The organism is Bacillus paramobilis (genome assembly GCF_038096195.1).
Taxonomy (GTDB): domain Bacteria; phylum Bacillota; class Bacilli; order Bacillales; family Bacillaceae_G; genus Bacillus_A; species Bacillus_A mobilis.
The window spans coordinates 391,079-406,030 of record NZ_CP151108.1; the positions used below are offsets into that span (position 1 = coordinate 391,079).

At 39.5% G+C, this 14,952-nt stretch carries 14 protein-coding genes; 13 read left to right on the plus strand and 1 reads right to left on the minus strand.

The features are described from left to right. The first annotated feature begins 17 nt into the window (after positions 1-17). From rpoN to eno, 8 genes are all read left to right on the plus strand, one after another. The gene (gene rpoN / locus AABL52_RS01870; RefSeq protein WP_000647948.1) at positions 18-1,325 is read left to right on the plus strand and encodes an RNA polymerase factor sigma-54; all 1,308 of its coding nucleotides are present in this window, start codon (positions 18-20) and stop codon (positions 1,323-1,325) included. A 9-nt stretch (positions 1,326-1,334) separates the two neighbouring features. Next, positions 1,335-1,580, plus strand: coding sequence for a glutaredoxin family protein (locus AABL52_RS01875; protein ID WP_000869732.1), 246 nt, complete (start codon positions 1,335-1,337; stop codon positions 1,578-1,580). 135 nt (positions 1,581-1,715) lie between these two features. After that, positions 1,716-2,744: a gapA transcriptional regulator CggR gene (gene cggR, locus AABL52_RS01880; protein WP_001258183.1), complete on the plus strand. Its 1,029-nt coding sequence runs from the start codon at positions 1,716-1,718 to the stop codon at positions 2,742-2,744. 26 nt (positions 2,745-2,770) lie between these two features. Next, positions 2,771-3,775 (plus strand): type I glyceraldehyde-3-phosphate dehydrogenase, encoded by a 1,005-nt coding sequence (gap, locus tag AABL52_RS01885; protein WP_000161234.1) that lies wholly within the window; start codon positions 2,771-2,773, stop codon positions 3,773-3,775. 139 nt (positions 3,776-3,914) lie between these two features. Next, positions 3,915-5,099 carry a phosphoglycerate kinase gene (locus AABL52_RS01890; protein ID WP_001036332.1) on the plus strand — a complete coding sequence of 395 codons (1,185 nt, stop codon included), beginning with the start codon at positions 3,915-3,917 and terminating at the stop codon, positions 5,097-5,099. A gap of 32 nt (positions 5,100-5,131) precedes the next feature. Next, positions 5,132-5,887 carry a triose-phosphate isomerase gene (gene tpiA / locus AABL52_RS01895; RefSeq protein ID WP_001231046.1) on the plus strand — a complete coding sequence of 252 codons (756 nt, stop codon included), beginning with the start codon at positions 5,132-5,134 and terminating at the stop codon, positions 5,885-5,887. Further along, positions 5,884-7,413 carry a 2,3-bisphosphoglycerate-independent phosphoglycerate mutase gene (gpmI, locus tag AABL52_RS01900; RefSeq protein WP_061666152.1) on the plus strand — a complete coding sequence of 510 codons (1,530 nt, stop codon included), beginning with the start codon at positions 5,884-5,886 and terminating at the stop codon, positions 7,411-7,413. The genes tpiA and gpmI overlap by 4 nt, the downstream gene beginning before the upstream one ends. 30 nt (positions 7,414-7,443) lie before the next feature. Continuing rightward, complete coding sequence (gene eno / locus AABL52_RS01905) at positions 7,444-8,739, plus strand: phosphopyruvate hydratase (protein ID WP_000103948.1); 1,296 nt, start codon at positions 7,444-7,446, stop codon at positions 8,737-8,739. Positions 8,740-8,789: 50 nt separating this feature from the next. Here the strand turns inward: eno and AABL52_RS01910 are convergent, their stop codons facing one another. Beyond that, positions 8,790-9,740, minus strand: a complete 951-nt coding sequence (locus AABL52_RS01910) for a nucleoside hydrolase (RefSeq protein ID WP_341518817.1) — start codon at positions 9,738-9,740, stop codon at positions 8,790-8,792. A 335-nt stretch (positions 9,741-10,075) separates the two neighbouring features. Here AABL52_RS01910 and AABL52_RS01915 point away from each other — a divergent pair, with 335 nt between their 5' ends. From AABL52_RS01915 to rnr, 5 genes are all read left to right on the plus strand, one after another. Further along, positions 10,076-10,444, plus strand: coding sequence for a CidA/LrgA family holin-like protein (locus tag AABL52_RS01915; RefSeq protein WP_000673225.1), 369 nt, complete (start codon positions 10,076-10,078; stop codon positions 10,442-10,444). Further along, positions 10,441-11,133, plus strand: a complete 693-nt coding sequence (locus tag AABL52_RS01920) for an LrgB family protein (RefSeq protein WP_000078299.1) — start codon at positions 10,441-10,443, stop codon at positions 11,131-11,133. Before AABL52_RS01915 ends, AABL52_RS01920 begins: the two co-directional genes overlap by 4 nt. A 94-nt stretch (positions 11,134-11,227) precedes the next feature. After that, the gene (gene secG, locus AABL52_RS01925; RefSeq protein WP_000557263.1) at positions 11,228-11,461 is read left to right on the plus strand and encodes a preprotein translocase subunit SecG; all 234 of its coding nucleotides are present in this window, start codon (positions 11,228-11,230) and stop codon (positions 11,459-11,461) included. A 160-nt stretch (positions 11,462-11,621) separates the two neighbouring features. After that, positions 11,622-12,362, plus strand: coding sequence for a carboxylesterase (gene estA, locus AABL52_RS01930; RefSeq protein WP_161940854.1), 741 nt, complete (start codon positions 11,622-11,624; stop codon positions 12,360-12,362). Positions 12,363-12,552: 190 nt separating this feature from the next. Further along, positions 12,553-14,940, plus strand: coding sequence for a ribonuclease R (gene rnr / locus AABL52_RS01935; RefSeq protein ID WP_423250476.1), 2,388 nt, complete (start codon positions 12,553-12,555; stop codon positions 14,938-14,940). Positions 14,941-14,952: the final 12 nt, after the last annotated feature.

Below are 14,952 nucleotides of genomic sequence, written 5' to 3' on the forward strand. Positions count from 1 at the left end.
ACAAGGGGGAGATTAGTTTGAAGGCAAGTCTTTTACAAGAACAAAGCTTACGTTTGGCAATGACACAAGAGTTAAGGCAAGCGATTACAATGCTCCAGTATAATGTACAAGAATTATCGGAGTTTTTGTATGAGCAATCGTTAGAGAATCCCCTTATTGAGTTAGGTGGTTTTGAGAGGGAGAAGAAAAAGAGCTCTAACAACAGTAAAAGTACCAGCAAACAAATCGAGAATCAGATGGAAATCTACAGTGTGGATTCTACAACGATTCAGCAACATTTATTAAATCAAATACAGTATTATAAAATAGATGAAGAAGAGCGAAAGGTAGCTTCTTTCATTATTATGAACATGGATGGAAATGGATATTTACAAGAAACGAACGAAGAGTTAGCAGATCTCCTTTCCGCACCGCTTCATGTAGTCGACCGCTCTGTAGAGCTTGTCCAATCACTCGAGCCAGCAGGGGTAGGGGCGCGTAATATTCAGGAATGTCTAACCTTACAATTGAAGCGCTTACAAAGACGGAATGGATTAGCGGAAGAGGTTATAGAGGATCACTTCGCTTATTTCGTGAAGAAAGATTGGCGAAAGCTCGTTCAAGTGTTGAAGTGTAGTAATGAAGAATTGCAATCGGCGGTGAACTGTATTACGTCATTACAGCCGAAACCAGGTCTTGCGTTTTCTTCTGATAAACCACTTTATATCGTGCCTGATATGGCGGTGAAAAAAGATGGTGATCGTCTCGTTTTACAAATGAACGAGAGAAATATGCCGAGAATTGAAATTCATTCTGAGTATAGTGCGCTTCTGAATAATAGTGAAAGTGAAGTAGCATCTTACGTATCAGAAAAGTATCAGCATGTGCAGTGGATTATGCGCAGCTTAAAACAGAGAAAACAAACGCTTCTGCAAGTGATGACCATTATTATGGAAAAACAACATGATTTCTTCTGGGAAGGTCCAGAACATTTAAAGCCACTTGCTTTAAAAGAGGTAGCGGAAGAGTTAAGTGTGCATGAATCTACAATTAGTCGTGCAACGCGAAATAAATATGTGCAAACACCACACGGTTTATTTGAGATGAAATCGTTCTTTAGTAATGCTGTTTCGACTACTGAAGATGAAGCAGTTTCTACAAAGCGTGTGAAACGATTTATCCAAACGCTTGTTGAGGCAGAGAATAAGAAAAAGCCACTTTCAGATCAAAAGATTTCAAAATTATTAGAAGAAGAGCATGAAATCGTTATTTCTCGAAGAACAGTGGCAAAGTATAGAGAACAAATGCACATTCCAGCGTCGTCATTGCGAAAAACGATCGGATAGGTGAAGAAAATGAAAGTTGTACTGTATACAAAAAAAGATTGTGGTCTTTGCGTGCAGGCGAAACAAGTTTTACAGGAAGTACAATGTGAATATTCTTTTCATATTGAGGAAATAGATATATATGAAGATAATGACCTTTTAGAAAAGTATCACCTAATGATTCCGGTTGTAGAAATAGGCGGAAAACAGGTGGAATATGGTAACATTCACAAAGGTGTCATAATAAACTATATAAAGAATGCAGTTAAGAGTTGAATAAGTTTCTATCTCCTGTTACAATAATACACGTAGCAGGGATTATTTTTTTAACCTATGTGGGACGCAAAATGTCACTACGGGACGAAAAGTGACCACAAGGAAAAATGAACCAATGTAGTGAGGAGAAAAGATATGCGCTCATGGATTCAGAACACAAAAAAATTATTACCTGATCTGCTACCTGTTATGCAAACGAGAATGCAAATTCTTCAATACATTAGGCTCATGCAGCCGATTGGAAGAAGAAATTTGTCAGCAAGTCTCGGTATGACAGAACGAGTATTGCGAAGTGAAGTTCAAGTTTTGAAAGAACAAAACTTAGTTCACGTCGCTTCTTCTGGAATGACTTTGACAGAAGAAGGAACAGCTTTAGTTCTTGCTTTGGAAGACTTTATGAAAGAAATTTCCGGGTTAAAGGTTTTAGAAAAGCAACTTAAGGAAACATTAGACTTGGATGAAGTTTTCGTTGTCCCTGGTGATAGTGATGAATCGCCTTGGGTCAAACTGGAGATGGGCCGTGCTTGTGTGACTTGTATAAAAGACCGTCTGACAGCGAATAATATCGTTGCTGTGGCTGGAGGAACTACGCTAGCTGCTGCTGCGGACATGATGCAGCTTGATTGCAAAGATTTACATATGCTATTTGTCCCAGCACGTGGTGGAATTGGAGAAGGTGTCGAATTAGAAGCCAATACCATTTGTGCCAAGATGGCGCAAAATACGATGAGTAATTATCGCTTATTGTATGTTCCAGACCATGTTAGTAGCGAAGCATATGCGTCTATTGTGACAGAGCCTTCCGTGAAAGAAGTTCTTGAGTTGATTCGATCTTCCAATATCGTCATTCATGGAATAGGTGATGCGTTAACAATGGCACGTCGCAGAAATACTTCAGAAGCAGATTGGTTAAAGATTCAAGCAAGCGAAGCAGTAGGCGAAGCTTTCGGTTACTACTTTAATGAACAAGGAAATGTTGTTCATAAAGTAAGAACAGTTGGTATGCAACTTGAGGATTTACAACATGTATCTCACGTTGTTGCAGTCGCTGGAGGTTCTTCAAAGGCAAAGGCAATACAAGCTGTAATTAAACAAGGGCACACTTCAATTCTAATTACAGATGAAGGTGCAGCAAAACAGTTAACAAAGGGTATTACCCTTTAATATAATCCCCCAAGGAGGAAATTCAAATGACTAAAATTGGTATTAATGGATTTGGACGTATCGGACGTAACGTATTCCGCGCAGCTCTTAACAACTCTGAGGTAGAAGTAGTAGCAATCAACGACTTAACAGATGCTAAAACATTAGCTCACCTTTTAAAATATGACACAGTTCACGGAACTTTAAATGCAGAAGTATCTGCTAACGAAAACAGCATCGTTGTTAACGGTAAAGAAATTAAAGTTATCGCTGAGCGTGACCCAGCTCAATTACCATGGAGCGACTACGGAGTAGAAGTAGTAGTAGAATCTACTGGCCGTTTCACTAAAAAATCAGACGCTGAAAAACACTTAGGTGGATCAGTTAAGAAAGTTATCATCTCAGCTCCAGCTTCTGACGAAGATATCACTGTAGTTATGGGTGTTAACCACGAGCAATACGATGCAGCTAACCACAACGTAGTATCTAACGCTTCTTGTACTACAAACTGTCTAGCTCCATTCGCTAAAGTATTAAACGAAAAATTCGGCGTAAAACGCGGAATGATGACAACAATTCACTCTTACACTAACGACCAACAAATCTTAGACTTACCACACAAAGATTTACGTCGTGCTCGTGCAGCAGCTGAAAACATGATCCCAACTTCTACTGGTGCAGCTAAAGCTGTAGCATTAGTATTACCAGAACTTAAAGGTAAATTAAACGGTGGCGCTGTACGTGTTCCAACTGCTAACGTTTCTCTTGTTGACTTAGTTGTTGAACTTGACAAAGAAGTAACAGTTGAAGATGTAAACGCAGCATTCAAAGCAGCAGCTGAAGGCGAATTAAAAGGTATCCTTGGATACAGCGAAGAGCCATTAGTATCTATCGACTATAACGGATGTACTGCTTCTTCTACAATCGATGCATTATCTACAATGGTAATGGAAGGTAACATGGTTAAAGTACTTTCTTGGTACGATAACGAAACTGGTTACTCTAACCGCGTAGTAGACCTAGCTGCATACATGACTTCTAAAGGTCTTTAATTCTTAATTATATAAGTAATCAATGACAAAACGAGGGAGAGGGTTTGTTCCCTCTCTCTCTTCTTTCGTTTTAAAAGCAAATGTGTTAAGCTTTTGAGTGGGTTTTGTCAATCCTAACTAGTAGTCGGAGGGAAATCCAATGAACAAAAAATCAATTCGTGACGTAGATTTAAAAGGTAAGCGTGTATTTTGCCGCGTTGATTTCAACGTACCTATGAAAGAAGGCAAAATTACAGATGAAACTCGTATCCGTGCAGCTCTTCCTACAATTCAATATTTAGTAGAGCAAGGTGCGAAAGTTATTTTAGCAAGTCATTTAGGCCGTCCAAAAGGTCAAGCAGTAGAAGAATTACGTCTTACTCCAGTAGCAGCACGTTTAGGCGAGCTTCTTGGTAAAGATGTTAAAAAAGCAGACGAAGCATTCGGACCAGTTGCACAAGAAATGGTTGCAGCAATGAACGAAGGCGACGTATTAGTTCTTGAAAACGTACGTTTCTATGCGGGCGAAGAAAAGAACGATGCAGAACTTGCGAAAGAATTTGCAGCTCTTGCTGACATCTTCGTAAACGATGCATTCGGTGCAGCTCACCGTGCTCACGCTTCTACAGCAGGAATCGCAGACTACCTACCAGCAGTATCTGGTCTATTAATGGAAAAAGAGTTAGATGTATTAGGTAAAGCACTTTCTAACCCAGAACGTCCATTCACAGCTATCATCGGTGGTGCGAAAGTAAAAGATAAAATTGGTGTAATTCGTCATCTATTAGACAAAGTAGATAACTTAATCATCGGTGGCGGACTTGCTTACACATTCGTTAAAGCTTTAGGTCATGAAATTGGTCTATCTCTATGTGAAGACGACAAGATCGAACTAGCTAAAGAATTTATGCAACTTGCAAAAGAAAAAGGCGTAAACTTCTACATGCCAGTTGATGTTGTAATCACAGAGGAATTCTCTGAAACTGCAACAACTCAAATCGTAGGTATCGACTCTATCCCTTCTAACTGGGAAGGCGTGGACATCGGTCCTAAAACACGTGAAATTTATGCAGATGTAATTAAAAATTCTAAGCTTGTTGTATGGAATGGACCAATGGGTGTATTCGAAATGACTCCATTCGCAGAAGGTACAAAAGCAGTAGGACAAGCATTAGCAGATGCAGAAGATACATACTCTGTTATCGGCGGTGGTGACTCTGCAGCAGCTGTTGAAAAATTCGGTATGGCTGATAAAATGAGCCACATTTCTACTGGCGGCGGTGCGTCATTAGAATTCATGGAAGGTAAAGAGCTTCCAGGTGTAGTTTGTCTTAACGACAAATAAGTAGCAGCCAAAGAAAAAGGACGGTGCAAAGCATGCGTAAACCAATTATCGCAGGTAACTGGAAAATGAATAAAACTCTATCTGAAGCAGTTAGCTTCGTAGAGGAAGTTAAAGGTCAAATCCCAGCAGCTACAGCTGTTGATGCAGTAGTTTGCTCTCCAGCTCTATTCTTAGAGCGTTTAGTAGCAGCGACTGAAGGAACTGATTTACAAGTAGGTGCACAAAACATGCACTTCGAAAAAAATGGTGCATTCACTGGCGAAATTAGCCCAGTAGCACTTAGCGACTTAAAAGTAGGCTACGTAGTACTTGGCCACTCTGAGCGTCGTGAAATGTTTGCTGAAACAGACGAGTCAGTAAACAAAAAGACTCTTGCTGCATTTGAACATGGTTTAACACCAATCGTATGTTGTGGTGAGACTTTAGAAGAGCGCGAAAGCGGAAAAACATTTGATCTAGTAGCAGGTCAAGTGACAAAAGCACTTGCAGGTTTAACAGAAGAGCAAGTTAAAGCAACTGTTATCGCTTATGAGCCAATCTGGGCTATCGGTACAGGTAAATCTTCTTCTTCTGCAGATGCAAACGAAGTATGTGCGCACATCCGTAAAGTTGTTGCAGAAGCTGTTTCTCCAGAAGCTGCAGAAGCTGTTCGTATTCAATACGGCGGTAGCGTAAAACCAGAAAACATTAAAGAGTATATGGCACAATCTGACATCGACGGCGCTTTAGTTGGCGGTGCTAGCTTAGAGCCTGCTTCGTTCTTAGGTCTTCTGGGGGCGGTAAAATGAGAAAGCCAACAGCTTTAATCATTCTTGATGGTTTCGGACTACGTGAAGAAACTCATGGGAATGCTGTAGCACAAGCTAAGAAACCTAATTTTGATGGTTACTGGAACAAATTCCCTCACACAACGCTTACAGCTTGTGGTGAGGAAGTGGGTCTTCCAGAAGGTCAAATGGGTAACTCTGAGGTTGGTCACTTAAATATCGGTGCTGGCCGCATTGTATATCAAAGCTTAACACGCGTAAACGTTGCAATTCGTGAAGGTGAGTTCGATCAGAACGAAACGTTCCAAAATGCAATTAAAAGCGTAAAAGAAAAAGGTACTGCTCTTCATTTATTCGGTTTACTTTCTGACGGTGGTGTGCACAGTCACATGAACCATATGTTTGCTCTTCTTCGCTTAGCAGCAAAAGAAGGTGTGGAGAAAGTTTATATCCATGCATTCTTAGATGGCCGCGATGTTGGACCACAAACAGCAAAAGGTTATATCGATGCAACAAATGAAGTAATTAAAGAAACAGGAGTAGGACAATTCGCGACTATCTCTGGTCGTTATTACTCTATGGACCGTGACAAGCGTTGGGATCGCGTAGAAAAATGTTACAGTGCTATGGTGAATGGTGAAGGCCCTACTTATAAATCAGCAGAAGAGTGTGTAGAAGACTCTTATGCAAATGGTATCTACGATGAATTCGTATTGCCGTCTGTAATTGTTAACGAAGATAACACGCCAGTTGCAACAATCAATGATGATGATGCAGTTATCTTCTATAACTTCCGTCCAGACCGTGCAATTCAAATTGCTCGTGTATTTACAAACGAAGACTTCCGTGAGTTCGATCGTGGTGAAAAAGTACCTCACATTCCTGAATTCGTTTGTATGACACATTTCAGTGAAACTGTAAATGGTTACGTGGCATTTAAGCCAATGAACCTTGATAACACATTAGGTGAAGTTGTTGCGCAAGCGGGATTAAAGCAACTTCGCATCGCGGAAACTGAAAAGTATCCGCACGTTACATTCTTCTTTAGCGGTGGTCGTGAGGCTGAATTCCCAGGAGAAGAGCGTATCTTAATTAACTCACCGAAGGTTGCAACATATGACTTGAAACCTGAAATGAGCATTTACGAAGTAACGGACGCTTTAGTAAATGAAATCGAAAATGATAAACATGATGTTATCATTCTTAACTTTGCGAACTGTGATATGGTTGGCCATTCTGGGATGATGGAACCAACAATTAAAGCAGTAGAAGCAACTGACGAATGTTTAGGAAAAGTTGTAGAAGCGATTCTTGCAAAAGATGGTGTAGCACTTATTACTGCTGACCATGGTAATGCTGATCAGGAGTTAACTGCTGATGGCGAGCCAATGACAGCTCATACAACTAACCCGGTTCCTTTCATCGTTACAAAAAATGACGTAGAGCTTCGTGAAGGTGGTATTTTAGGAGATATCGCCCCAACAATGCTTACACTTTTAAATGTGGAACAACCGAAAGAAATGACAGGTAAAACAATTATTAAATAATTTGCTTATATAAAAAGGAGAGAATTTATTATGTCAACAATTATTGATGTTTATGCTCGCGAAGTCCTTGACTCTCGTGGTAACCCAACTGTAGAAGTAGAAGTTTACACAGAAAGCGGCGCTTTCGGACGCGCTATCGTACCAAGTGGTGCATCTACTGGTGAGCACGAAGCAGTAGAATTACGTGACGGTGACAAATCTCGTTACCTTGGTAAAGGTGTTCTAAATGCAGTAAACAACGTTAACGAAGCAATCGCTCCAGAAATCGTTGGTTTCGATGTAACTGACCAAGCTGGTATCGACCGTGCTATGATCGAATTAGATGGCACTCCAAACAAAGGTAAACTAGGCGCTAACGCTATCCTTGGTGTATCTATGGCAGTAGCTCACGCAGCAGCTGACTTCGTAGGTCTTCCATTATACCGTTACCTTGGTGGATTCAATGCAAAACAATTACCAACTCCAATGATGAACATCATCAACGGTGGTTCTCACGCTGATAACAACGTAGACTTCCAAGAGTTCATGATCTTACCAGTTGGTGCTCCAACATTCAAAGAATCAATCCGTATGGGTGCTGAAGTATTCCATGCACTTAAAGCTGTATTACATGACAAAGGTCTTAATACTGCAGTAGGTGACGAAGGTGGATTCGCTCCAAACCTTGGTTCTAACCGTGAAGCATTAGAAGTAATCATCGAAGCTATCGAAAAAGCTGGTTACAAAGCTGGCGAGAACGTATTCTTAGGAATGGACGTTGCTTCTTCTGAGTTCTACAACAAAGAAACTGGTAAATATGACCTTGCAGGCGAAGGCCGTACTGGCTTAACTTCTGCAGAAATGGTTGATTTCTACGAAGAGCTTTGCAAAGACTTCCCAATCATCTCTATTGAAGATGGTTTAGACGAAAACGACTGGGATGGTCACAAATTATTAACTGAGCGTATCGGTGATAAAGTACAATTAGTTGGTGACGACTTATTCGTAACTAACACGCAAAAACTTGCTGAAGGTATCGAAAAAGGTATCTCTAACTCAATCTTAATTAAAGTTAACCAAATCGGTACTTTAACTGAGACTTTCGAAGCTATCGAAATGGCTAAACGTGCTGGTTACACAGCAGTTGTATCTCACCGTTCTGGTGAAACTGAAGATGCTACAATCGCTGACATCGCAGTTGCAACTAACGCTGGCCAAATCAAAACTGGTTCTATGAGCCGTACTGACCGTATTGCTAAGTACAACCAATTATTACGCATCGAAGACGAACTAGGCGAAATCGCTGTTTACGATGGTATCAAATCTTTCTACAACATCAAACGATAATTGTAGAAAATAACGACAGACCGTGAGAAATCACGGTCTGTTTTTTTATGTTAAAATTGCTCACCCGTCATAAGTGACATGAAATGTTTAAAGAAACGGTTATAATCAAAATCAATTGCGATTTGATGACTCGGCCAATTAGTAAATGGTTTAGATTCTCCTAAAGAGCGAAATTCTCCAATGCTTGCTCCTTGTGCATAGGATTCCGTCATGACAGCGATAGGTGATTTATGATACGTAAACATAGAGTTATCAAGTAAAGCGAGTATTGGTATTGTGTCATGAAAGGGGCTTCCTTTTAAATCTGGTAGGGCATTTTTATAATATCCATAGTAATAATGATCGAATAACGGTTTGACAAGTGGGGCTTTTCCTTTTGCTTCAATGTATTCAGCCATTTCTGGTGTAATGACAGAATATTGAGTGACGTTTAACGGGTATATATACATGTTAGCTGTGGATTGAAGGACTATATTAGCAGCAGTAGGATCGCCATAAAAGTTTGCTTCGGAAATAGGTGTAACATTACCAGGGTGTAAAAAGGCACCGCCCATTACATAGTAAGATTTAATTTGCTTCATTAGCTGTTTACATAGGATGAATAAAATTGCGAGGGAGGTAAGTCTTCCTAAACTTACAATGATTAATTCATCTTTATATTGCTCAATAAGAGGGATAACTTCAAAAAAATTCTCCATTTCTCCGTTAGTGACATTCTCCTTTGGAATAATTGGCCCGAGTCCTTGTTTCCCGTGTACTTCCGTAAAGAAAGCAGGAGGGGCGCCAGTAAGTGGGCGTTCTGATCCACCAAATATCTTGATATTTCTATCCTTTGCTTCGCTCTTAAGAAAATGAGCGTTTTGTACGGCCATTTCTTTTGGAACATTGCCGTAATCAGCAACAATGCCGACGATTTCTATTTCATCGATAAAGAATGCTAAGAGGAGAGCCATCGTATCATCAATCCCAGGATCACAAAAAATAAGAACTTTTTTGGGCATATGTTCACCACCTATCTTGTTTATCCCGTAAAAGTCCGATTGTGGGGATGAAGAAAACCACCACTAATGAAAGTTTCACTTTATATATATGTAAGCTTAAGGATAAAAAGATTATTTTATTGAAATAACAACGTTATAAATTCAGAAAATAAAAACTTTTTGTATTAGGTCAAGGTTTTTGACTTAATTTCTATGCGAAAATCCAGTCATATCAAGGTTGTAAGCGTCTAACATAAGCTGTTTTTGCTGTCAAGTTGATAAATTGCAGCTTTTTACAATTTATACTATGATAAAGATATTAAGAGAAGATCGTATAAACATGAGGGATGATGAACATGAAATTTACAAAGATTCTTGTCCAAATTGCTGCTCTTTACGTCTTTTATATGGTTGGAACTTGGGTACAAGAAGTGTTAAATATTCCGATTCCAGGAAGTTTGATTGGAATGTTTCTCTTACTTGTTTTACTTAGCCTAAAAGTCCTTCCAGTGAAATGGTTCGATTTAGGAGCAGAAACACTCGTTGCTATTATGCCGTTTTTATTAATTCCGCCAACGCTTGGCCTAATGAATTACGGTGCTTTTTTTATGAGTAAAGGAATTTCTCTTTTCATTACAATTGTAGCGAGTACATTTTTAATTATTATTGTCGCAGGACATACAGGACAATATCTTGCGAATAGAAAGGAAAGAGAGTCGCGATGAGCCAAATATTAATCGGAATCGGTTGGGTTCTTTTTACGGTGCTATTATACCAATTATCTAAAAAAATCTATAAATTATTTCCAACACCATTCACCATTCCAATGCTTGTAGCAACAGGATTAATGGCTTTCTTATTTATCATGCTTGATATACCATATCAACATTATATGGAAAGCGGTGGTGGCTGGATTGCAAAACTGCTCGGACCCGGTGTTGTAGCATTTGCAATTCCTCTTTATAAACAACGTCACGTTCTGCAAAAATATGTTGTACCGATTGCTGGTGGCGTATTAGTAGGGACAACAGTTGCAATCGCAAGTGATTTTGCCATTGCATCACTTATGGGAACAGATAAAAGCTTAATTTTATCTTCTTTACCAAAATCGGTGACAATGCCAGTTGCGATGAGTGTTTCAGAGCAAGTTGGTGGTGTACCGTCATTAACAGCAGCTTTCGTTGTTATCGCAGGTATTACTGGAACGATTACCGGCCCACTTTTATTAAAATGGAGCCGCGTTACAAACTCAGTTGGTAAAGGTATCGGATTTGGATGTGCTTCTCATATTATGGGTGTAATGAGAGCGATGAAAAATAATGAACATGAAGGTGTTATTGGATCGGTAACAATGACATTAACAGCAATTTTGACATGTTTGCTCGGGCCGTTATTTGCAATGATGTTTATGTAATAGAAGAAAAGCGAGAGCGACTCTATAGCTCTCGCTTTTCTATAGAATTTATGCTACAGTTAAAATAACTGAATCTTTGTAGGAGGTACGCCAAGTGCATACGTTATTATCCGTTTTACTTATTATTGTATCGATTTTAATGATTGTTATGGTACTTATGCAGTCTAGTAATAGCTCAGGCCTTTCAGGTGCAATTTCAGGCGGTGCAGAGCAATTATTTGGTAAGCAAAAAGCACGTGGAATTGAAGCGGTATTAAACCGTATTACAATTGTTTTAGCTGTTCTATTCTTCGTATTAACAATTGCTGTTACGTACTTAAATTTATAGAATTGAAAGAAGAAGCGTTAGTAAGATGTACTAATGGTTCTTCTTTTTTATTTTGCCATTTGAAAGATGTTTCTAATTAGATTATAGAAATATAAATATGGTACACTAGATATAGAAAGAATACGACTAGATTACAGAAGAGAAAGAGGAGAAGTACATGATGAAATTAGCATCTCCGAAACCATTTACATTTGAGGGTGGAGACCGCGCTGTTTTATTACTACATGGTTTCACAGGAAACTCAGCTGATGTACGTATGTTAGGGCGTTTCTTAGAGAAGAAAGGCTACACTTGTCATGCGCCAATTTTTAAAGGGCACGGTGTACCACCAGAAGAGCTTGTTCATACAGGTCCTGAAGATTGGTGGCAAGACGTAATGGAAGCATATCAGCTTTTAAAAGATAAAGGCTTTGAGAAAATTGCTGTTGCTGGATTATCACTTGGCGGCGTATTTTCTTTGAAATTAGGTTATACAGTACCGGTTTTAGGTGTAGTACCAATGTGTGCACCAATGTATATTAAGAGTGAAGAAACGATGTACCAAGGTATATTAGCATACGCCCGCGAATATAAAAAGCGTGAGCAAAAATCACCAGAGCAAATCGAACAAGAAATGTTGGAATTCCAACAGACACCGATGAATACATTAAAAGCATTACAACAATTAATTGCTGACGTACGTAACAATGTGGATATGATTTATGCACCAACATTTGTTGTACAAGCACGTCATGATGAAATGATTAATACAGATAGTGCTAACATTATTTATAACGGTGTAGAATCTACGTTAAAAGATATTAAATGGTATGAAGACTCTACGCATGTCATTACACTGGATAAGCAACGTGACGAGCTACATGAGGATGTATATAACTTCTTGGAGCAACTAGATTGGTAAGATCTAGTTGCCTCTTTTTTTCATAAGGGAATTTTTTATGAAAGCTGTAAAAAAATCATTGGGAGATGATTGAAGTTTCGCTTTATACATCACCCATCTTTCGGATACACTAAATAATATAAGGGTTTAAAGGAGGTATTTTTGCTTGGAAGAAATCATACAAGAACATATTGATAAGTTGTTATTATTTATGAGAGAAGAAGCGTATAAACCGCTAACGATACAAGAGTTAGAAGAGGCATTTGGAATTGAAGGTTCTGAGGGCTTTAAAGATTTTGTAAAGGCACTTGTAACGATGGAAGAGAAGGGACTTGTTATTCGCACACGTAGTAACCGTTACGGTCTTCCTGAAAAGATGAATTTAGTACGTGGTAAGTTAATTGGACATGCACGTGGCTTTGCATTCGTTGTACCAGACGAAAAGAAAACGGGAGATGATGATCTTTTCATCCCGCCTACAGAGTTAAACGGTGCACTTCATGGCGATACTGTATTAGCACGCCTTAGTTCCCAATCGAGCGGTTCGCGTCAAGAAGGTTCAATTGTACGCATTTTAGAGCGCGGCACGAAAGAACTAGTTGGTACATATACAGAATCGAAAAACTTTGGATTTGTTATACCTGACAATAAGCGCTGGACGAGTGATATCTTTATCTTGAAAAGTGCATCAATGGGTGCTGTAGAAGGTCATAAAGTAGTTGTGAAAATTACGAGCTATCCAGAGAATCGTTTAAGCGCAGAAGGTGAAGTTATTCAAATTCTAGGTCATAAAAATGATCCAGGAGTAGATATTTTATCTGTCATTCATAAACATCATTTACCTTTAGCATTTCCTGAAGAAGTGATGGAGCATGCAAACAGTGTACCAGAAACGATTTCAGAAGAAGATTTAAAAGATCGCCGTGACCTGCGTGACCAAATGATTGTAACAATTGACGGTGCAGATGCGAAAGATTTAGATGACGCTGTTACAGTAACGAAGCTCGAGAACGGTAACTACAAGCTTGGCGTTCATATTGCGGATGTAAGTCATTACGTTCAAGAAGGTTCTCCAATTGATGTAGAAGCAGCGGAAAGAGCAACGAGTGTATATCTTGTTGACCGTGTAATTCCGATGATTCCGCATCGTCTATCTAACGGTATTTGTTCGTTAAACCCGAAAGTAGACCGTCTGACGTTATCTTGTGAAATGGAAATCAACAACTTAGGTGATGTTGTAAAGCATGAGATTTTCCAAAGTGTGATTAAAACGACAGAGCGTATGACGTATGCTGACGTAAGAAGCATTTTAGAAGATGAGGACGAAGAGTTAATCAAACGCTATGAGCCGCTAGTACCGATGTTTAAAGAGATGGGTCAATTGGCACAGATTTTACGTGAAAAACGTATGCGCCGTGGTGCAATTGACTTTGACTTTAAAGAAGCGAAAGTATTAGTAGACGAAGAAGGTAAACCGACAGATGTTGTCATGCGTGATCGTTCTGTATCAGAGAAGTTAATTGAAGAATTTATGCTTGTTGCGAACGAAACAGTAGCAGAGCATTTCCACTGGATGAACGTACCATTCATGTACCGTGTCCATGAGGATCCGAAAGAAGATAAGCTGGAACGTTTCTTCGAGTTTGTAACAAACTTCGGATATGCAGTAAAAGGACGTGCGAATGAAATACATCCTCGTGCGCTGCAACAAATTCTTGAAATGGTTCAAGGACAGCCTGAAGAAGTAGTTATTTCAACAGTAATGCTTCGTTCAATGAAGCAAGCGCGTTACGATGCGGATAGCTTAGGGCATTTCGGTTTATCAACTGAGTTCTACACACATTTCACATCACCAATTCGTCGTTACCCAGATACAATCGTTCATAGATTAATTCGTGAATACATCATTAACGGTAAAGTCGACAATGAAACACAAGCGAAATGGCGTGAAAACTTACCTGAAATTGCAGAGCATTCTTCTAATATGGAACGCCGTGCTGTTGAAGCAGAACGTGAAACAGATGAAATGAAAAAAGCAGAGTATATGGTTGATAAGATCGGCGAAGAGTATGACGGTATGATTAGCTCTGTAACAAACTTCGGTTTATTCGTAGAGCTTCCAAATACAATTGAAGGTCTTGTACATGTTAGCTACTTAACGGATGATTACTACCGTTATGACGAGAAACATTTCGCAATGATCGGAGAACGTACAGGTAACGTATTCCGCATCGGAGACGAAATTACAATTCGTGTTATTAACGTAAACAAAGACGAGCGTGCAATCGACTTTGAAATCGTTGGCATGAAAGGTACGCCTCGTCGTAAGTTCAAAGATCGCCCAGTCGTTATCGAACAGCCAAGAACAGGCAGAAAGAAACGCGGTGGACGTAGCGAGCGCAGTAATGAGCGCGGCGGAGAACGTGGTACAGGTAGAAAAGTCGACCGTGGTGGCAAAGGAAAAGGAAGAGGATCAGCTTCTGCTTCCACTTCCACGTCCGCTAGTCAGCCAGGGAAACAAGATGGTAACGGTAAGAAGAAAAAAGCATTCTTCGAAAATGTACCAGGATTCAAGAAGAAAAAGAAAAAGCGTAAGTAAGAAAAGGAGGGC